Source organism: Alcaligenes faecalis, from assembly GCF_005311025.1.
Taxonomy (GTDB): domain Bacteria; phylum Pseudomonadota; class Gammaproteobacteria; order Burkholderiales; family Burkholderiaceae_B; genus Alcaligenes; species Alcaligenes phenolicus.
In genome coordinates this window covers 3,476,172-3,494,563 of sequence record NZ_CP031747.1, presented here as the reverse complement: position 1 = coordinate 3,494,563, position 18,392 = coordinate 3,476,172, and the positions used below count along the sequence as shown (strand labels likewise).

Below are 18,392 nucleotides of genomic sequence, written 5' to 3'. Positions count from 1 at the left end.
AGCGCTTACGGCACCAGCGCCAGACCGATACGGAACTGCGAAGAGCGATCGCGGTAACCCAGCATGGTTTCCGCATAGCCCGAGAAGTACTGGCCGTAGAGATAGCCATTCATGTTCAAAGGCGTGCGGTTCAGTGGCCAGGCAATCGTGAACTCATGCGTATTGCGGCTGCCCGCGCCCTTGTTGTACATGCCAGACAGTACCAGTCCGTTGTCCTGGGCGTAGCGGACTTTCCAGTCGTAACGGCCACGGTAGTGTGCCCAGTCTGCGTTCTCGCCCATGAACACATAGTGCTTGATGCGTGGGGCAAACGTCAGTGTGGCACCGTGATCAAAGCGGTAATTGAATTCGGGCTGGATGAAGACCTCGTTCATGGAGCGCGAGTCATCACCGGCCTTGCCGTTAGAAGCGTGTTCGTAGCCGGTGGCCAGACCCATGAACAGACGTTTCTGCTCGGATTCCCAGATGGAGTCCTTACGCCAGAAGAAGCTGGGGCGGTAGGTGGTGTCTACAAAAGGCTTGGAGTCGGCATGCAGATCCCACAGGGCTGTTTGCGTATAGCCAATGTAGAAGTGATCGTAGAACTTCGGATTGCTAGGATCATCCGGCGAATGCAGACGGTACTTGAAGCTCAGCTGGAAGCGGGCATTGGTGCCGCCTTTATTGCCGACAATAAAGTAGGTCGGGTCGTGAGCCGAAATCGCGTTGCTGAAGTTCTCGAAACTGGAGTTTGCGGGTTTCAGGCCTTGTCCGTTATTGATGGCTGGCCCTTCGCGTTGTGCTCCGGCCGCGACGGCCTGTGCATAGGGCAGGGCCGGGTCAATGACACGTGGGTCATGGCCAGCACCTGCGTTCACCACAGCGGCGTTTGCCGGTTGCGAGGTAATCGGGCTTTGGCCTTCCGGATTGGTGTCCAGCGCCAACATTACACGCTCGCCTTCAATATTGACGGCTTGCAAGCCGGTCAAACCATTGGGGACCACGGCTCGCCAACTGTAGGCGGTGAAGTTGTTGGTAGGGATGGATGCTCGGGGCCGCGGGTTGACCAGTTCGGCCAGGCTGCGGATGACGTTGCCGTTATTGTCGCGCCACTGCAAAACCAGGTTTTGCGGGGCGGTCCAGCTCATCAAGCTGCCTGTGTCGTTGTAGACGATGGCGTCAATATCGACGGTTTCACCAGAACTGGCCTGTACTTGGCGCAACTGATAGCTGATACCTGCCTGTGCGGTATTCAGGATTGCGCTCAAGATAAGAAGGGGGGCCGATAGTATTAAAGAGTGCTTACTTAGTTTCTTTTTGGTCGGCATGGAGAAAAGTCCAGGAAAACGGGTTAATCCGTACACGACTGTACCATTTGCGACTAAAAATACTACCTATAATTATTTTTCTTACAGTATTGACACTCTGACCAGAGTGCTGCTTATCTAAAACAGATTTTCAGGCTAGAATATTCGATTGTCCTTTTCAGGTCTGTTTTTTTACAAAAAATGGGCCTTGAATTCGGTCCTTATTCCTTACGGACCGTTATCTCGGACCTTGCATCGCCTGACGGTTTTGACGATGCCACCATCACCTGGCGGGTGTAGCTCAGTTGGATAGAGCACAGGCCTTCTAAGCCTGGGGCCGGGGGTTCGAACCCCTCCACCCGCGCCAACCTTACTCCCTTTTTCTTGCGTGCTTTTCTGCTCCTAGGCATTACCCTGAGCCGATGCATTTAGTAAGTATGGTGTAAGTGTCGGGCTCTAATGTTCACCGCATAGACGTCGGCAGGCGTCTTCATAGCGCCGTTTTCAGCCTTTTCAGGCTGGGCCGGTTCAATAAGATACGCCAGCAAAATAAGGCGTTCAGAACAATGCGGAGACAAACTATGCAAGACCCCCTTGTAGGTCGGATTACGGCCAATCCTCGCTATCAGAATCTGGTCAAGACTCGGTTGCGGCTGGGTTGGATACTCACCATCGTCATGCTGGTGGCTTACTACAGTTACATCGGCATTATTGCTTTCGACAAGGAATTGTTTGCAGAGCGCTTGGGTGATGGCGTCATGACCCTGGGTATTCCTATTGGTTTTGGAGTCATTGTGTTGGCTGTTGTCATTACGGGCATTTATGTCTGGCGCGCCAATACCAAATTTGACCAAATGGCCAAGGACGTCCTTGAGGAGGTGCGTAAATGAAGCATTCCTACCTTCGTTCCGGCCTGGCTCTGGGCCTGATGCTGGCCAGTCCTGCCTTGCTGGCAGCTGGCGGCGATCTGGGCGAGCTGCAAAAGCAGCCGACCAACTGGACCGCCATCGGCATGTTTGCGGTCTTTGTGCTGGCGACCTTGTGGATTACCAAATGGGCGGCTGCCCGCACCAAGTCGGTCTCTGACTTTTACACGGCAGGTGGCGGTATTACAGGCTTTCAAAACGGCCTGGCCATTGCCGGTGACTATATGTCTGCGGCTTCCTTTTTGGGTATTTCGGCGGCGGTGATGATCAACGGCTACGATGGCCTGATCTACTCCATCGGCTTTCTGGTCGGCTGGCCCATCATTACATTCCTGCTGGCAGAAAAGCTGCGTAACCTGGGTAAATTCACCTTTGCTGACGTAGCCGCTTACCGCTTCCGTCAAGGTCCTATCCGCGCCTTTGCCGCCTCGGGCACGCTGGTTGTGGTTCTGTTCTATCTGATCGCACAGATGGTAGGCGCCGGTCAGTTGATCAAGCTGCTGTTTGGCCTGGAGTACTGGGTGGCTGTGGTGCTGGTGGGCGTGTTGATGATGGTCTACGTGCTGTTTGGCGGCATGACAGCCACCACCTGGGTGCAGATCATCAAAGCTGGCCTGCTGCTGTTCGGTGCTTCCTTCATGGCCATCATGGTGCTGGCACAGTATGGTTTTTCGCCAGAAAAACTGTTCGCCGCCGCTGTGCAGGTCAAGACAGATGCCGCTATTGCAGCCGGTAAAGATGCTGTCCAGGCCTCCACAATTGGTCAAGCCATCATGGGCCCCGGCAACTTCATCAAGGACCCTATCAGCGCGATTTCCTTCGGTATGGCTCTTATGTTTGGTACTGCTGGTCTGCCACACATTCTGATGCGTTTCTTTACCGTGCCTGATGCAAAAGAAGCACGTAAATCCGTGTTCTGGGCAACCACCTGGATTGGTTACTTCTACATCCTGACCTTCATTATTGGTTTCGGCGCTATCGTGCTGGTGTCCACCAATCCCCGCTTCCTGGAAGTTGGCGGCGATCTGATTGGCGGTTCCAATATGGCCGCTGTGCACTTGGCTGATGCTGTTGGTGGCGACGTGTTCCTGGGCTTTATGTCGGCAGTGGCGTTTGCCACGATTCTGGCTGTGGTGGCTGGTTTGACGCTCTCCGGTACATCCGCCGTGTCGCACGACCTGTACTCCACGCTGATCAAGAAGGGCGAAGCCACGAACGAGGAAGTCATGCGTGTATCGCGCACTACCACCTTGGTCCTGGGTGTGGTTGCCGTGTTGCTGGGTATTATTTTCGAGAAGCAGAACATCGCCTTCATGGTGTCTCTGGCCTTCGCGATTGCTGCCTCGGCTAACTTCCCGGTCCTGTTCCTGTCCATTCTGTGGAAAGGCTGCACGACACGTGGTGCCACGATTGGTGGTTTCCTGGGCTTGATCGTTGCCTTGCTGCTGACTTTGCTCTCGCCTTCGGTGTGGGAAGCTACGCTGGGCAATCCAGCCGGCTCTTCGCCATTCCCTTATGCGTCGGCAGCCTTGTTCTCCATGCCTTTGGCTTTCGTGGCGATCTGGTTCTTCTCGATCACTGACCGTAGCCCACGTGCCGAGATCGACCGTGCTGGTTTCGAGGCTCAGTCGGTACGCTCCGAGACAGGTGTGGGTGCAGAGGCAGCATCTGCGCACTAATCTGCTCTGACAGGCCGGGTTTGTTTGTCCGTGCCTGAGCCTGATTGTTAAGGGTGCAAAAAAACCCGGTGTGATTCAGATCACACCGGGTTTTTTATTTGCCCATGCCGCTATTGCTGTCAGTAGTGCTGGTCGTGTGTTGCGGATATCAAGCACACAGCAGTCAGTCTCTCTATTCAGGGATTCAGCTTCAGGCCTGAGTCTCGGACGGGACGGGCAGGCCGTCAAAACGCTCATAGAAGTAGGCGGCGGCCTCTGGTGCCTGTTCATCCTCGGCCCGCAAGGTGGACAGAATATAGCGCTCGGCCTTGCCGCAGACCTGACGATACACATCCCGGCACAGCTCATAAGCCTGTTTCCCTGCCCAGCCTGCTGGCAGCAGCTCAATAGGCAGTTGAGGGTCGTGCAGCTGAATACGGCGGAACTCGTGAATCAGCAGGGTGCGAATCACAAAGGCCAGCTCGTCGTTATAGTCGTGGCCTGCATCCAGCATGGCCAGAGCGGGCGCAAAGCGCTGGATGAACTGACCGTAGCCGCTGGCCACCTGGGCCAGATCCCAGCTGTCCTGAATCAATTGGGACAGAGGGCGGGTTTGCGGCAGTTGGGAAGGTTCCAGCTTGCCCACATACACCTGCGACTGCGCCTGTGTCGCCTGCAGGATGTAATCCAGAATCGTGTGATCCGGGTTGGGGTGCAGGAAAGCGGTGGGTGACAAGGCGCAAAAGCCCTCCCACAGCAGTTCCTTGCGCAGGTCTGCCCGTTGCTTGGAGTTCATCATCAAGCTGGGCATGCTGAAGATCAGCGTCCATTGCCCGTCCCAGGCCAGATAGGTCGGGGTGTAGATGCGTTGATACGCGTGTTCGAAGCGCTGGCTGGCTTCGGGACGCAAGGTGTACTGGCTGCGTCGCCCTTCGCGCTGCGCGCTCAGCCAGCCCTCCTCGGCCAGCCTGTACACGCTGGTGCGCACCAGTCGGTCGCTGATCCCGAAGGGGGCCAGCAACTGAATCAAACTGCCTAGCCAAAGTTTGCCGCCATGTGGGCGAATCACGTCGCCAAACAAGGTCATGACCAGGGACTTGGCTCGGGGAGGGCGGTTTTCCAGATGGTGGGCGGCCCATTGGGCCAGGTCGGAATAAGAAAGCTCGGACATTGTTTTTTTAATGGCGCTCAAGTCTGTTTTGGAACGGCACGCCTGTCTGTGTAGACCGTTTAAGCGCTTGATTATAAAGGGTGGGTGCGCAAGCGGATTGAAAGATTGTGCAAGCCAGGGGCTTTCTTGAAGCTTGCAGCAGTTTCAGGTGCGCACACATTACAGATAGGGGCTGGCCAGCCAGATCAGGCGGTTGCGCAAGCGCTTGCCAAAGCCGATTGAACTTAAGGACTCCAGGCTGACGGCTTCGGCGTCCTCAATTTCCAGATCAATCAGGTTCTGGATTTGGCGGGCCGTGTCGCGGCTGTAGATTTCTACGTCCAGCTCGAAGTTCAATCGCAAGCTGCGCGGGTCCAGATTGGACGAACCAATATAAGACCAGACTCCGTCAATCGTCATGAGCTTGGAGTGGTTGAAGGGGCCGCTGGCGCGCCAGACCCGGCAGCCTGCGCGCAGCACCTGATCCAGTTGGGCTGTCATGGCGTAATTGACCAGGCGTAGATTGTTTTGCCCGGGGATGACGATATCCACTTGAATGCCGCGTCGGGCGGCGGTGTTCAAGGCACCCAACAGGATCTGATCGGGCAGAAAGTAGGGAGACTGAATACGGATATGGCGCTGGGCAATGGCAAACGCCCCTTGCAGCATATGGTGGGTACTGGCCATGAAACGGTCCGGGCCCGAAGCAATGCAGCGAGCCGGAACGTGAGGTCTGGGGGCGGGCGAGGAACTGGCATGCCAGTAAGCGGGCGATAGATCTTCGCGAGTCGTGAACTGCCAGTCGTGGCGGAAAGAAGCCAGCAATTGCATGACTGCCGGGCCTTCCAGGCGGAAATGGGTGTCTTGAGAGGGCTTGCCGTCGCTGTACTGCGCCATAAAGGACTCACGCAGATTCATGCCGCCGGTAAAACCTACCGTGCCATCCACAATCAGCAATTTGCGGTGACTGCGCAGATTGGCGTAGGGCATGCGCAGAAAGCCCAGGGGGTTGGTCATGAACAAAGCGCAGCGTATGCCTTCGCGGCGCAGCAATCGAACAATGGGCGTACGCGAATATTTCGCCCCGATGGCATCGACCAGCACACGAATCTGCACGCCACGTTGATGGGCGCGCGACAGGGCGCTGACAAATTCACGCCCCAGGCGATCGCTATCGAAGATATAGCTTTGCAAGGCAATGGTGCTGTGGGCCTGATCAATGGCTTCCAGCATGGCGGGATAAGCCTGATCGCCGCCGACCAGAACGCGCACATTATTGCCATTGCGTAGTTGGCTGCGGCTGACGCGGTCCCCCAGAATTTGCAAAGAGCGAAATGGGGCGCCGACCAGGGCACCAATGTCCGAGACGGGAGGGTGCAGATAGGTGACCTGTTCATAGAACACGTCTGCACTTTGTTCCAGAAGGCTTTGTCTGCGTACGCGGTTGATCCCGGCAATCAAATACAGGAATGGCCCGAGCAGGGGCGACATGATGATGACGCCCACCCAGCTGATGGCGGCGCGGACATCATTTTTGGTCATGGCGGCATGAATGGCCGCTGAAGCGCCCAGTATCACGCTGAGCGCCAAGGCTAGATGCGGCCAGTAATCGTGCAGCAGGGAGCGCAGGTGTATCAGATGCTCTTGCATGGGTTCAGGTGCTACGGTTCTTGTCAGGCAGGTCCGGGCGTTGGTAGAGGCTGTGCATCCAGGACGGGTTCGGTTCGCCGCGGGCGGCAAACTGTTGCAGGCGGGAGGGAGAGCGCCATACGCCACCGCCTATGCCAGGCGAGGGCTGGACGCCATACCAGAACCATTGGCCATCTTCATCCTGTGCAAGCCAGTCCCAATTGACGGGTGCTTGATCCCAGCAGGGGAAACCGAGTGTCATCAGCAAACTTCCAGAAAATGGGACAGATTAGAGTATAAGAAAGCGTGGTTTTGTGCCAGTTTCTATTACAGAGGAGGTGGGCTGAAATGCCGGGTGTTTGATGGGGGAGGGGCTTTTGCTGTGCGGGCCTGCCAACTCGAAGGGCTGGGTCGCAGGCGAAAGCCAGGACTGGCCTGGGGTTCACAATCAAACACAGTTTATTGTCCAGCCTGAACTTGCGTGGGGTGTGCGAAGGCGGCAAACTTGTTACGATGAACAAACGCAAAAAAGCCCGCTGCGTGGCGGGCTTTCAAGTATGTTTTTTCCAGTTCCTGGTCTTGTCACCATTTAAGGAGAGTTGCAAAACCTTGGAAGCGGTAAATTTCTGGGGTGACCGATGGGGCTCGAACCCACGACAACCGGAATCACAATCCGGGACTCTACCAACTGAGCTACGGTCACCACTGTTTACTGCTTTTTTTGCTTCCGGCCTACATCAAGGTGGGCTGTGAAGTAAAAAATGTATTCTAGCATGCTTTTTTTAAAGAATGCAACACTCGTGCAAGAATACTTCGACCCTGAGTCTTGCTCCGGTCTTGCCGGTTAGAGCGTGACTCAGGTTTAATGATTTCCCCTCGTAATAGCAAGGAAGCGCGAAATGTCTCAATTATTCGTCGTTCATCCCGAAAATCCTCAACCCCGCGCATTGGCTCAAGCAGCCGAACTATTGGCGAAAGGAGGGCTGCTCGCCATTCCTACCGATTCCAGTTATGCCGTTGTCGCTCGCCTGGATGACAAGTCCGCCGCTGACAACCTGCGTCGTTTGCGTGGTTTGGATGATCGTCATCATCTGACCTTGCTGTGTCGTGATCTGGCCGAGATCAGCCACTTTGCCAAAGTGGATAACCCGCAGTATCGCTTGTTGAAGATGGCCACCCCTGGCCCGTGGACGTTCATTTTGGAAGCTACCAAGGAAGTGCCGCGCCGCGTGTCGCACCCTTCGCGCAAAACCATTGGTATTCGGGTGCCCGACCAGAAAGTGGCCCTGGCCCTGATGGAAGAAGTCGGCAGCCCCTTGATTTCCACCACGCTGATTCCTGAGGGCGAAGACGAACCCTTGAACGACGCCCAGGAAATTCTGGACCGTTATGCCCATCAGTTGGCGGCGGTTGTCGATGGTGGGCCTTGCCCCTTGCAGGCCACTACCGTGATCGATCTGACCGGCCCTACGCCGGAGGTGTTGCGTCGTGGCTCGGGTGATCCTGCCACTTTGGGCCTGTCCTGATCTGCGGGCTTGCACAAAACTCGCGTCCAGGTGCCTATCCGTGTTTCAATTCTGAACCTTGGGGCAGCACTCGCTGTCCCAATCAGACAGGCTGATGACAGGCGACTTATCGTCTTGAAAAAGTAGGGGATAAGTCCCCGGCCTGGACCAAGGATCACCATGGACTCTTTTATACAGACCTTGACGGTCTATGCTTTACCAGTCATTTTCGGTATTACGCTGCATGAAGCTGCCCACGGCTACGTCGCCCGCATGTTTGGCGACCCGACGGCCATGCTGGCCGGTCGCATCAGCCTGAACCCACTGCGTCATATCGACCCTATCGGCACGATTGTGGTGCCGGCGGTGCTGTTGCTGTCCAGCGCCATGATGGGCATGGGCGGCATTCTGTTTGGCTGGGCTAAACCCGTCCCTGTGGATTGGGGCCGCCTGCGCAATCCCAAGCGCGACATGCTCTGGGTTGCTCTGGCCGGACCGGCCTCCAATATGCTGATGGCTATCTTGTGGGTTCTGTATGCCCATTTGATGGTCAAGATCGGGCAGGGTGACAGCCGCTTCTGGATGGGCATGGCGGTGGCCGGTGTGCAGGTCAACCTGGTTCTGATGGCACTGAATCTGCTGCCTTTGCCGCCTTTGGATGGCGGGCGCATTGTATTTAGTCTATTGCCTAATCGTTTGGCCTATCATTATTCTCGTATCGAGCCTTATGGCATGGTCATTTTGATCCTGCTGATGTTTACCGGCGTACTGTGGACCCTGATGAGTCCCTTGATTGCGCTGGGCGAAGGCATATTGAAATGGTTCTTATGATTTAACGGCTTATCCGTTAAACTTGTGAGTCATATTTTTTTTCGGCTATAGGGCCTTAAACCCGGAGATTCATCTCATCATGGCAAGTTCGGACTCTGCTATTTCCAATTTTCAGGGCAGCATGGTTGCCCTTGTTACACCCATGGATCCCAATGGGGGTCTGGATTTTGCCGCTTACCGAAAGCTGATCGACTGGCACATTCAGGAAGGAACGCGTGTGCTGGTGGTCGTTGGAACCTCGGGCGAATCGCCCACGGTGTCGGTTGATGAGCACGCTGAACTGATCAAGGTAGCCGTTGAACACGCGGCTGGCCGTGTGCCCGTGATTGCCGGTGTGGGTGGCAACTCCACTCGCGAGGCCATCGAACTGTCGCGTCACGCCCAGGAAGTGGGTGCAGACGCCGGTTTGTCGGTGGTGCCTTACTACAACCGTCCTACTCAGGAAGGCATGTACCAGCACTTCCGCGCCATTGCAGAAGCGGTGGATCTGCCGCAGTTCCTGTACAACGTGCCGGGTCGTACCGTGGCCGATCTGCAGAACGACACCGTGCTGCGTCTGGCTCAAATCCCCAACATCATCGGTATCAAGGACGCAACGGGCGATCTGGCTCGTGGCGGCTTGCTGCTGCGTGATGCCCCCGAAGATTTCATAGTGGTCAGCGGCGATGATCCTACCGCTGCTTCGTATATCTTGCTGGGCGCCAAAGGCAATATCTCCGTGACGGCCAACGTGGCCCCACGCCTGATGAGCCAGTTGTGCCAGGCCGCTTTGGATATGGACGTACCGACGGTACGCCGTTTGAATGCCTATCTGGCAGGTCTGAACAAGAACCTGTTTGTTGAGGCTAACCCCATCCCCGTGAAATGGGCAGTTGCAGAAATGGGCCTTACTCAGCTGGGATATCGTTTACCATTGACGCCGTTAAATGCACAGCATCACGAGTTGCTGCGTCAATCTTTGAAACTTGCGGATCTTCTTCCATGATTGCAAAGCCAGTTAATAAAAGCCTGATCGGGCTGTCTTTGAGCCTGTTGGTGCTGTCGGGCTGCTCGACGATGGACCAGATTATGGGCCAGGGCGAGTCGGTTAATTACAAGAGTACGGTAGCAGGCGATCCCTTGAGCATTCCGCCGGATCTGACCCAGGCCAACCGCGACGCACATTACCGTGCGCCAGAAGGTGCCACGTCTTACTCGGTCTACTCGCAAGGTCAAACCGCGCAGCAGGCCAAGGGCGGTGCCGATACGATCCTGCCTCAGTCTGATGCCATCAAGGTGATGCGCGATGGCGATCTGCGCTGGCTGGTCGTAGACCGCCCCGTGGAAGACCTGTTTCCCCGCATCGTCGATTTCTGGGGTGAGCATGGTTTTACCATTCAGTCCCAGGACCCCCGTGCCGGCTTGATTCAGACCGACTGGGCTGAAAACCGTGCCAAGATTCCAGAAAGCTGGATACGCAGTGCCTTGGGTTCCATCATTGACCAGGTCTTTGATAGCGGCGAACGTGACCGCTTCCGTACCCGCTTTGAGCGCGTCGGCAACAAGACCGAAATCTATGTGTCCCACCAGCACATGGAAGAAACACCAACGGCAGACGGTTCCGCCTTTAAATGGGTGTTCGCCAAAGAAGATCCAGGTCTGAATGCGGCCATGCTGGCCCGCATGATGGTTTTCCTGGGCTCGGATATTGAATCAGCACGTGAACAAGTAGCCAACGCTTCCAAGGATCCTTCCAGCGTTCAGGTCCAGGCGTCGGACAAGGGCGATCAGGCTGAGTTGATGCTGAACGAGTCCTTTGATCGTGCATGGCGTCGTGTTGGCGTAGCCATCGACTCCGCCGGTTTCTCGGTTGAGGATCGTGACCGTTCCGCTGGCGAGTTCTTCATCCGCTATCTGGATTCGGATACCGGCGAGAAGATCGAGCAGCAAAACATCATTGGCCGCATCTTCGGCAGCCGCAACACCGCCGAAGCCACGCCCTTCCGCATCAAGCTGAGCGCCCAAGGTGCTGGCACTCGCGTAACGGTGCTGGATCAGCAAGGTCAGGAGCAGACCACGCCGACAGCCAAGCGCATCATCAATGTGCTGTCTACCAATCTGCGCCCCGGCAACTGATTATTTTGAGTCGGCCTGCGGGCCGTCTGGAAAAAGCCCTGGTTTCATGCCAGGGCTTTTTTTATGCACTAGCTCCGTTCTGAGTTACTTTGGCTCTCTTTCTCTTGTCGAAGAGGAGCCAACAGGGGCCAGGAGTCTGGCGAGGTCAGCGCGATTAGCGTTGGCTTTCCCTTTACAGAAGAAGAGGTCGTTGAGAGCATTTCCTGAAAGGACACAGTCTCTTTTTCAGGCTACGCTGCGCTCTGTTTGTAGCGCCTGGATTGCGGTGCTCCCTGAAATGGTGCAAAGCCTTTCTTTGGCAGAGACTTGAGAGGGGCCATCTTTTATTTTGTGAGCAGAGTTAATCTTTCTTGAGCAGGGCTGGACTTTCTCTAAAACAGTAAAGATAATAGGAACCATTATCATTTGATGTGTTTTAGGGAGTGGCCCATGCTGAAATCGTTTTGCCGTAACGGTTTAAGTTTTTGCCTGCGTATGCTGCGTGGCACACAAGCCTCTGCTCACGCTCCTTCAGAACCGGGTGCTCGTATGCTGGCCATGATCGAGGCCTTGCCTCGTCGTCGTCGTGAAGCCTTTGTGCTGCATCGCTTCGAGGGCCTGAACTACAAAGAAATTGCGACACGCATGGGCACCAGCCCTCAAGTGGTTGAGCACTATATCCGCATGGCCATGTTGGCGTGCCGCCATAATCCGGCACCGCTCAATCGGGCGGACGGGGCAGTGCCGCGTCCGGCTGGTTCGTATGTCTAAGGACGAACACATGCAGCACATTGATGAGCAGGCCTTGAGCTGGCTGCTCAAACAGCACGACCCCAAACATCAGAACGATGCCCGCAGCCAGTCTGCTTTCCGGGCCTGGTTGTCCATTGATCCTGAGCATCAGGCCGCCTTCTTGCGCTGGAAGCTGGAGTGGGAAGCCATGGATGGAATCAGCGAGGAGCATCTGAGTCGTTTGCGTGCAAACTCCCGGCAAGCCGCAGGCGCGGCAGGGTCGGGGACATGGCGTCAACGTTTGCTAAATAGCTGTTTGGACGCCTGGTCCACCAACCCGGCCTTGCGCTTTGCCTTGGGTGGCGCCGTGTGTCTACTGCTAGGCGTGGCGTTTCTGGGGAGTGTAGGTAGCTACTTTCTATAAGCCCTGTCCAAAGGCCTATTCTCTATCTTCCCAAGGCGAGCGTAAATATTGCGCAGCTTGCTGGATACGCTCATCCAGTGTTGTGGCTTCCAATCTGGGAATGACACCCAGGCAAGGGCTCGGCAGATAGTCATGCAGCGTTTGCAGGTTCTCCTGGGCATAACTCATCTCCGGCGCTATGTGGTTGACGACCCAGCCCAGCAAGTTCAAGCCGCTGGCGCGTATGGCGTGAGCCGTCAGCAAAGCGTGATTCAAGGCACCCAAACGTAGACCGATAACCAGCACCACAGGTAGTTGCAAGACTTGCGCTAAATCTACGCCTGTCCGCCCTTGCCCCAAGGGCAGCATGAAGCCTCCTACTCCTTCAACGATTGTATAATCGGCCTGCTTCGCCACCGTTTGAACCGTTGTTTTGATCAGAGCCGGGTCTATTTCGATTCCTGCTTGTTCAGCCAGAATATGGGGTGCCGCAGCGGGCTTAAACAAGTACGGTGTCAGGGTTTCGGGAGCGAGCTTCAGGCTGGAATGCCGCGCCAGTGCATCCACATCTTCGTTCTGTAAACGTCCTTCTACCTCTACGGCCCCCGAAGCAATGGGTTTGATGCCGAGCGTGCGCGCGCCGCTTTGGCTTAGTAAATGAAGTAAAGCCGAGCTGACCAGCGTTTTGCCAATTTCCGTATCGGTGCCCGTCACAAAGCAGGCCCTCATGCGTATTCCTTCAGCAGACGACCCAGCCCATGCAGGCAATGCTCCACCTCTTTTGTGCCCCAGAGATAGCCGGGCATCAGGTAAACCGTATTGCCGATAGGGCGTAGCATCAGTCCCTGTTGCAAAGCAGAGCGGTAAAAGCGCCGGGCAAAGCCCTGGTGATCATAGCGAGCTGGGCCCGTGTCCAGATCAAAGGCCCAGATTACCCCGCAGCGGCGCAGATGCTGCATCTTGGGATAGTGCCGGTTCAGTCTATGCAAACCTTCATCAAGTGCTTGTCCCAGCGTTTTTTGCAGCTCGTAGACGGAGTATTGCTGGAACAAGTCCAGCGTGGCCAGCGCGGCTCGGCAGGCCAGGGGATTGCCAGTATAAGAATGGGAATGCAGAAAGCCCCTGCGCAAGTCCTGGTCATAAAACCCTTGATAAATCGAGGGGCTGGATAGCACTACGGACAAGGGCAGCGTGCCGCCGGTAATTCCCTTGGACAAGCACAGCAGGTCAGGCCAGATACCGGCCTGCTCGCAGGCAAAGAACGTGCCGGTACGGCCGCAACCCACGGCAATCTCGTCCAGAATCAAATGCACCTGATAGCGGTCACACAGCTCGCGCACGCCGCGCAGATAGTCGGGGGAGTGCATGTGCATGCCCGCCGCACACTGCACTAGCGGCTCCAGAATGACGGCGGCAATGTCCTGATGACTTTCCAGAATCTGCTCCAGCGAGTGCAGTGCGTTTTCGGTGACCTGCGTGTGTTCGTCCGGGCTAGTGGCTTGACGCAGATCGGGGCTGGCTGCGGTGTATTGCTGGCCCAGCTGTGTGCCGTAGTTTTCCCGAAACAAGGGCACATCGGTCACGGCCAGAGCACCCAGTGTTTCGCCGTGGTATCCCTGCGCGATGCCTACAAAGCGGTGTTTGTGTTCCTGGCCTTGGTTGCGCCAGTAGTGCACGCTCAGCTTCAGGGCAATCTCAACCGCGGAAGCACCGTCGCTGGCATAAAAAGCATGGCCTAAACGATGACTGCTCAAGGCAGCCAATCGTTCGGAAAGCTGCACAACCGGCTCATGGGTCAGTCCGCAGAGCATGATGTGATCCAGTTGCTGAACCTGATCGCTAATGGCTTGCACCAGATGCGGGTGGCTATGGCCAAACAGATTCACCCACCAGGAGCTGATAGCGTCCAGATAGGCGTTGCCGTCGGCATCATGAAGCCAGGCGCCTTGGGCGCGTTTGATTGCCAGTAGCGGCACGCCTTGATCGTGATGCTGCATTTGAGTGCAAGGATGCCAGACCGCTTGCAGGCTGCGTTGGGCCAAAGGGGGAAAGGAGTTTGAGTTCATGGCAAATCACCGTAAAGAGTGGGCGGCTTCATGTAGTGCCTGGACTAGTTTTTCAATGTCCTGTTGCCGGTGGGCGGCAGACAGGGATATGCGTAATCGGGCTTGATGGCGGGGAACGGTAGGCGGGCGTATGGCCGGTGCCCAAATACCTTTTTGCAGGAGGGTTTCGGCCAGTTGCAAAGCAGGTTCTACCTCGCCAATCAACAGGCTTTGCACGGGCGTATCGGAGGGAGCTAGACGCCAGGGCAGATCCTGGCTCAAGGTTTGCAGCGTCTGAATATGCTCTTTCAACAGGGTCCGCTGGGGCTGGGCTTGTTTGATCAGCTGCAGACAGGCCAGCAAGGACGCACAATGCGCCGGGGCCAAGCCGGTGCTGTACACATAGCTGCGGGCAGATTGCGTGAACCAGTCGGCCAGCTTGTGGGAGCAGGCAATAAATGCACCGCCTTGACCGGCCGCTTTGCCAAAAGTCCCCAGGTAAATAAGACGCCGACGCTGTGTCGTCGTGAGCTGGAATAGCTCAGGCGCTCCACGTCCGTTTTCACCCAAAATTCCCAAGCCATGTGCATCGTCCAGATACAGCAAGGCATCGTGGCGTTCGCATAAGGTGATCAGCTTATCGACCGGGGCTATTGTCCCGTCCATGCTGAACAGGCTGTCCGAGATCACCAGTTTGAAGCCCGGTGTTGGCCTGCCGAGCAAATCATCCAGCCGTGCCATATCCCTATGGGGATACACACATAAACGAGCGCCGGATAGGCGGCTGGCATCAATCAGGCTGGCGTGGTTCAGCCTGTCACAGAAGATCGTGTTGCCCGTGCCGACCAGTGCGGGAATCACGCCCAGGCTGGCTTGATAACCGCTGACAAAAAGACGGCTGGCCTCGAAGCCGCTCCATTCAGCCAGCTCCTGCTCCAGTGCTTCAGCCAGCGCATGATGCCCACAAATCAGCGGGGATGCCGTCGCTCCGGCGACGTCTTGTGCTTCTAGCCGTTTGAGTTGTGGATGCTGACTAAGGCCCAGATAGTCATTGCTGGCGAAATTCAGCAAGACCTGGCCATTGCGTTCGATATGGGCGTTTGGCAAGGGGCGGCTGACTGCTCTTTGGCGCCACAGTTTCCTGGTCTTCAAAGTCTCCAGTTGTTGATCCAGATGAGCGAGAAAGGCACTCATGACTGTTCCGCCCGGTATTGAACCGGCAAGCGGTTCCAGCCCCGATAGGCGGGGAGCCGAATACGCTCACCTTGCGTCCATTGCAGGCGAGGGAGCAAAGGCAGGAATTGCTCAAGTACGAGCTTGGCTTCCAGCTGCACCAAACCGGCTCCCAGGCAATGATGAATTCCGTGTCCCATGGATAGCTCGGCCTGATTGTTGCGGCTGAAGTCCAGATCGTCGGGATTGGCAAACACCGCCGGATCGCGGTTGGCAGCGCCCAAGAGCAAAAGCAGCAACTGTCCCTTGCGCAAATGCTGACCATGCCAGTGCTGGTCATGCATTAAACGTCTGGCTGTGTACTGAATCGGGCTGTCGTGACGCAGCACCTCTTTGATCGCGGCAGGAATTTTCTGCGGATTCGATAGCAAGTCCTGCAGCGTTGTGGAGTCGGCCAGCAGTGCTTGAAACAGGGAGCTAAGCAGATGCCGGGAGGTTTCATAGCCTGCAAAGAGCAACATACAGGACTGTGCCAAGCGCTCGCGCCTGCCTTGAAGGGAAAGCTGCTCATCATGCAAAAGCCGCCAGGCCAACCCGCCTTCTTGCAGATTGGCACCGTTGCCTAGAAAGTCAGCCATATCCAGCAAGGCGTCCTGAGTGCTTCTTAGCAAAGGCATATCCGGCGTGGCTTGTCCGATAAAACCTGCCAGTTGCTCCGACCAGGCCTGAAACACCGATAAAGGCAGGTGCTGCAAACCGAGCACGTCCATCATGACCAAGGCGGGGAGCGGGCGACAGACCTCATCAACCAGATCCACTGAACCGTGCCGCAGCTTGTCTTTTAACTCCAGGTGGATGTGCGTAACGCGCTTTTCAATCGTGCTGTGCAGGGTTTCCAAAGCCTTCGCACTAAAAGCCGCATTCACTACTCGTCTGACGCGTGTGTGACGGGGGCGGTCCAGAAAGACCAGTGTCCTGGCCATCAAGCCCTTGAAGGCTTGCAAACGAGGGGAAGGATCAGCGCCAGCCTGGGCCACCCACCCGCCAACACGCCGCACACTTAAATCGGGATTGCGCAGGGCGGCTTGTACATCGCTGTGTCTATGAACTAACCACGCCCCACCGCAGAAATCCGCATCCCAAACCAAAGGCGGCCCCTGACGAAGACGGGCATAAGCCGCATAGGGTGACGCAAGATCGAAATCGCCAAACATGACACCGTTTCCTGAAGATCAAAGCCAGCGCAGGCTAGCACTTGAGCGTGGAAGAGGCAGTCAATAGATTGTGTCTATTAATTCTTACAGGGTTTTTTGCCTGCAGTAGGGCTAAGTTGCAGGTTTATAGTGCTTATTGATGGGTTTTTTGTGACTAGTTTTTACAATAAAATCAGTGGTATTCAAGGCAGTAATCCTGCATGGGCAAGGGGAATGTTTTTGCTATTCAGGCCAGAAACTCTGTTCTGGCCTGAATAGGTTTTTATGAGTTACCGCGCATCAGACGCCGCCGGAAGCCCCTCAGTACCCAGCTTTTCCGTTTTACGCTGCGGCAACTTTCCATTCAAAATAAAGTACGCCAGCAGACCGATCACCAGGCCCCAGAAAGCCCCGCCAATCCCGAACAGAGTGATATTGGCGGCTGATGCCAAAAAGGTAATCAAGGCTGCTTCACGCGATTTGACGTCTGCCATGGCTCCCGCCAGGCTGCCGCCGATGGTGCCCAGCAAAGCCAAGCCCGCCAGCGTGGTAATAAAGCTCGCAGGGAAGGCCATGAACACAGCGGCCAGGGTTACTCCAAAAACGCCAACCAGAATGTAGAACACACCGGCGGCAATCCCGGCAACCCAGCGTTTGGAAGGATCCTGGTGCGCCTCTGGCCCGGTGCAGATAGCGGCGGTAATGGCGGCTACGTTCATGGCATGGGAGCCAAAGGGAGCCATGATCAGCGAGCCCAGTCCTGTCACCCAGACAATCGGGTTGGCACTGGTACGAAAACCGTCGTTACGCAGGACCAGCATGCCGGGCATGTATTGGCCGGTCAGCGTGATCAGGAATAAGGGCAAGGCGACGCTTAGCAAGGCATTCAGGGTGAATACTGGCATGGTGAATACCGGCGCGGCCAGTTCCAGTTTCAGGCCACTCAGGTCTACGCGATGCTCCAGCAGTAGGAAGCTCAGGCCCAGGATCAGAATGCCGACCACTGCGTAGCGTGCGGAAAAGCGTTTGATGATCAGGTAGGCCAGAATCAGCAGACCTGCCAGTTTCGGGTCCAGTGTCATGCTGCCAAATGCGCCAATGCCAAATTGCAGCAGAATGCCGGCCAGCAGACCGGCAGCGATGCCGTTGGGGATCAGACGGATCAGGCGCTCGAAGTAGGAGGACAGGCCCAGGACGACAAAGGCCGCTGCCGAGATCAGGTAGGCGCCGACGGCTTCTTCATATGGCGTGGTGGCCAGAGCCGTAACCAGAAATGCAGCGGCGGGCGTGGACCAGGCGGTGATGATGGGTTCGCGCGAAACCCAGCTCAAGAGCAAACCGGTAACACCCACACCAATGGAAATTGACCAGACCCAGGAGGCGGTCAGCTCAGGGCTGAGGCCGGCTACTTTGGCGGCCTGGAAAACCAGAATAAAGGTGCCGCCGTAGTTGACGATGACCGAGATCAGACCGGCCACGATAGGCGGGATCAGGTCGCTGACTAGAGAGGATGAGGTCGATCGGGAGGTAGACATAGTGCTCTGCGCTTTCCAAAAGGAGAGATGACAAACGAGCACTATTTATAGCGATTAAATGGACTGGCCAGATAGGACGCTTTCTAGATGTAGGGCAGACCACTTTTGAGTTGGGTAGGTGCCTGACTAGATTGAGCGGGGTGGCTACGTGATTTTGAATGTGGCCCGAGCTGGATTGAAGCTCGGCTGCAAAGCCACTAATGGTGGCTTTATGACGGATTGCTCGTCTTCT

The 18,392-nt window shown here is 56.1% G+C and carries 17 protein-coding genes and 2 tRNA genes; 9 read left to right on the top strand and 10 right to left on the bottom strand.

Going from position 1 to position 18,392, the window contains the following annotated elements; translation table 11 throughout:
• Positions 1–5: 5 nt before the first annotated feature.
• A complete protein-coding gene (locus tag D0C27_RS16050) occupies positions 6–1,247 on the bottom strand; it encodes a phospholipase A (protein ID WP_226348566.1) in 1,242 nt (413 codons plus the stop codon).
• Positions 1,248–1,576: 329 nt separating this feature from the next.
• Here D0C27_RS16050 and D0C27_RS16045 point away from each other — a divergent pair.
• From D0C27_RS16045 to D0C27_RS16035, 3 genes are all read left to right on the top strand, one after another.
• Positions 1,577–1,653, top strand: a tRNA-Arg gene (locus tag D0C27_RS16045).
• Between the two features lie 214 nt (positions 1,654–1,867).
• Positions 1,868–2,176, top strand: coding sequence for a DUF485 domain-containing protein (locus D0C27_RS16040; protein WP_009457917.1), 309 nt, complete (start codon positions 1,868–1,870; stop codon positions 2,174–2,176).
• A complete protein-coding gene (locus tag D0C27_RS16035; RefSeq protein WP_009457916.1) occupies positions 2,173–3,891 on the top strand; it encodes a cation acetate symporter in 1,719 nt (572 codons plus the stop codon). Before D0C27_RS16040 ends, D0C27_RS16035 begins: the two co-directional genes overlap by 4 nt.
• A gap of 190 nt (positions 3,892–4,081) precedes the next feature.
• Here the strand turns inward: D0C27_RS16035 and paaX are convergent, their stop codons facing one another.
• From paaX to D0C27_RS16015, 4 genes are all read right to left on the bottom strand, one after another.
• The gene (gene paaX / locus D0C27_RS16030; protein ID WP_137431306.1) at positions 4,082–5,041 is read right to left on the bottom strand and encodes a phenylacetic acid degradation operon negative regulatory protein PaaX; all 960 of its coding nucleotides are present in this window, start codon (positions 5,039–5,041) and stop codon (positions 4,082–4,084) included.
• A gap of 159 nt (positions 5,042–5,200) precedes the next feature.
• Complete coding sequence (locus D0C27_RS16025) at positions 5,201–6,670, bottom strand: phospholipase D-like domain-containing protein (protein WP_026485269.1); 1,470 nt, start codon at positions 6,668–6,670, stop codon at positions 5,201–5,203.
• A 4-nt stretch (positions 6,671–6,674) separates the two neighbouring features.
• The gene (locus D0C27_RS16020) at positions 6,675–6,911 is read right to left on the bottom strand and encodes a hypothetical protein (RefSeq protein ID WP_022983509.1); all 237 of its coding nucleotides are present in this window, start codon (positions 6,909–6,911) and stop codon (positions 6,675–6,677) included.
• 365 nt (positions 6,912–7,276) lie between these two features.
• Positions 7,277–7,352: transfer RNA gene (locus D0C27_RS16015), tRNA-His, on the bottom strand.
• Between the two features lie 196 nt (positions 7,353–7,548).
• On the opposite strand from D0C27_RS16015, the gene D0C27_RS16010 reads away from it, so the two are divergent.
• The 6 genes from D0C27_RS16010 to D0C27_RS15985 all read left to right on the top strand — a co-directional run bounded on the left by D0C27_RS16010 (position 7,549) and on the right by D0C27_RS15985 (position 12,235).
• Positions 7,549–8,175: an L-threonylcarbamoyladenylate synthase gene (locus tag D0C27_RS16010; RefSeq protein ID WP_009457902.1), complete on the top strand. Its 627-nt coding sequence runs from the start codon at positions 7,549–7,551 to the stop codon at positions 8,173–8,175.
• Positions 8,176–8,334: 159 nt separating this feature from the next.
• Entirely contained in the window at positions 8,335–8,985 is a 651-nt protein-coding gene (locus tag D0C27_RS16005; protein ID WP_022983510.1) for a site-2 protease family protein, read from the top strand.
• 79 nt (positions 8,986–9,064) lie between these two features.
• Positions 9,065–9,970, top strand: coding sequence for a 4-hydroxy-tetrahydrodipicolinate synthase (gene dapA / locus D0C27_RS16000; protein ID WP_009457899.1), 906 nt, complete (start codon positions 9,065–9,067; stop codon positions 9,968–9,970).
• Positions 9,967–11,100 (top strand): outer membrane protein assembly factor BamC, encoded by a 1,134-nt coding sequence (gene bamC, locus D0C27_RS15995; RefSeq protein WP_083054061.1) that lies wholly within the window; start codon positions 9,967–9,969, stop codon positions 11,098–11,100. Before dapA ends, bamC begins: the two co-directional genes overlap by 4 nt.
• A 429-nt stretch (positions 11,101–11,529) precedes the next feature.
• The gene (locus D0C27_RS15990; RefSeq protein ID WP_083054060.1) at positions 11,530–11,850 is read left to right on the top strand and encodes a sigma factor-like helix-turn-helix DNA-binding protein; all 321 of its coding nucleotides are present in this window, start codon (positions 11,530–11,532) and stop codon (positions 11,848–11,850) included.
• Between the two features lie 10 nt (positions 11,851–11,860).
• Entirely contained in the window at positions 11,861–12,235 is a 375-nt protein-coding gene (locus tag D0C27_RS15985; RefSeq protein WP_022983511.1) for a FecR/PupR family sigma factor regulator, read from the top strand.
• Between the two features lie 15 nt (positions 12,236–12,250).
• Here D0C27_RS15985 and bioD read toward each other — a convergent pair whose 3' ends face one another.
• The 5 genes from bioD to D0C27_RS15960 all read right to left on the bottom strand — a co-directional run bounded on the left by bioD (position 12,251) and on the right by D0C27_RS15960 (position 18,160).
• The gene (bioD, locus tag D0C27_RS15980) at positions 12,251–12,943 is read right to left on the bottom strand and encodes a dethiobiotin synthase (RefSeq protein ID WP_137431305.1); all 693 of its coding nucleotides are present in this window, start codon (positions 12,941–12,943) and stop codon (positions 12,251–12,253) included.
• On the bottom strand, positions 12,940–14,280 hold the full coding sequence (gene bioA, locus D0C27_RS15975; RefSeq protein WP_137431304.1) for an adenosylmethionine--8-amino-7-oxononanoate transaminase: 1,341 nt from the start codon (positions 14,278–14,280) through the stop codon (positions 12,940–12,942). Before bioA ends, bioD begins: the two co-directional genes overlap by 4 nt.
• Positions 14,281–14,286: 6 nt before the next feature.
• Complete coding sequence (locus tag D0C27_RS15970) at positions 14,287–15,453, bottom strand: aminotransferase class I/II-fold pyridoxal phosphate-dependent enzyme (RefSeq protein WP_137431303.1); 1,167 nt, start codon at positions 15,451–15,453, stop codon at positions 14,287–14,289.
• Positions 15,450–16,646 (bottom strand): cytochrome P450, encoded by a 1,197-nt coding sequence (locus D0C27_RS15965; protein ID WP_137431302.1) that lies wholly within the window; start codon positions 16,644–16,646, stop codon positions 15,450–15,452. The genes D0C27_RS15970 and D0C27_RS15965 overlap by 4 nt, the downstream gene beginning before the upstream one ends.
• A gap of 269 nt (positions 16,647–16,915) precedes the next feature.
• Entirely contained in the window at positions 16,916–18,160 is a 1,245-nt protein-coding gene (locus D0C27_RS15960) for a benzoate/H(+) symporter BenE family transporter (RefSeq protein ID WP_115634127.1), read from the bottom strand.
• Between the last annotated feature and the right edge of the window lie 232 nt (positions 18,161–18,392).

What these genes read in the sequence shown, in the direction of transcription:
- D0C27_RS16010 (WP_009457902.1), top strand. Translation starts at nt 7,549, where the DNA reads ATGTCTCAATTATTCGTCGTTCATCCCGAAAATCCTCAACCCCGCGCA.
- bioD (WP_137431305.1), bottom strand. Translation starts at nt 12,943, where the DNA reads ATGAGGGCCTGCTTTGTGACGGGCACCGATACGGAAATTGGCAAAACG.
- D0C27_RS16020 (WP_022983509.1), bottom strand. Translation starts at nt 6,911, where the DNA reads ATGACACTCGGTTTCCCCTGCTGGGATCAAGCACCCGTCAATTGGGAC.
- D0C27_RS15960 (WP_115634127.1), bottom strand. Translation starts at nt 18,160, where the DNA reads ATGTCTACCTCCCGATCGACCTCATCCTCTCTAGTCAGCGACCTGATC.
- D0C27_RS16025 (WP_026485269.1), bottom strand. Translation starts at nt 6,670, where the DNA reads ATGCAAGAGCATCTGATACACCTGCGCTCCCTGCTGCACGATTACTGG.
- D0C27_RS16040 (WP_009457917.1), top strand. Translation starts at nt 1,868, where the DNA reads ATGCAAGACCCCCTTGTAGGTCGGATTACGGCCAATCCTCGCTATCAG.
- D0C27_RS16035 (WP_009457916.1), top strand. Translation starts at nt 2,173, where the DNA reads ATGAAGCATTCCTACCTTCGTTCCGGCCTGGCTCTGGGCCTGATGCTG.
- dapA (WP_009457899.1), top strand. Translation starts at nt 9,065, where the DNA reads ATGGCAAGTTCGGACTCTGCTATTTCCAATTTTCAGGGCAGCATGGTT.
- D0C27_RS15965 (WP_137431302.1), bottom strand. Translation starts at nt 16,646, where the DNA reads ATGTTTGGCGATTTCGATCTTGCGTCACCCTATGCGGCTTATGCCCGT.
- D0C27_RS15990 (WP_083054060.1), top strand. Translation starts at nt 11,530, where the DNA reads ATGCTGAAATCGTTTTGCCGTAACGGTTTAAGTTTTTGCCTGCGTATG.
- D0C27_RS15985 (WP_022983511.1), top strand. Translation starts at nt 11,861, where the DNA reads ATGCAGCACATTGATGAGCAGGCCTTGAGCTGGCTGCTCAAACAGCAC.
- bamC (WP_083054061.1), top strand. Translation starts at nt 9,967, where the DNA reads ATGATTGCAAAGCCAGTTAATAAAAGCCTGATCGGGCTGTCTTTGAGC.
- paaX (WP_137431306.1), bottom strand. Translation starts at nt 5,041, where the DNA reads ATGTCCGAGCTTTCTTATTCCGACCTGGCCCAATGGGCCGCCCACCAT.
- D0C27_RS16005 (WP_022983510.1), top strand. Translation starts at nt 8,335, where the DNA reads ATGGACTCTTTTATACAGACCTTGACGGTCTATGCTTTACCAGTCATT.
- D0C27_RS15970 (WP_137431303.1), bottom strand. Translation starts at nt 15,453, where the DNA reads ATGAGTGCCTTTCTCGCTCATCTGGATCAACAACTGGAGACTTTGAAG.
- bioA (WP_137431304.1), bottom strand. Translation starts at nt 14,280, where the DNA reads ATGAACTCAAACTCCTTTCCCCCTTTGGCCCAACGCAGCCTGCAAGCG.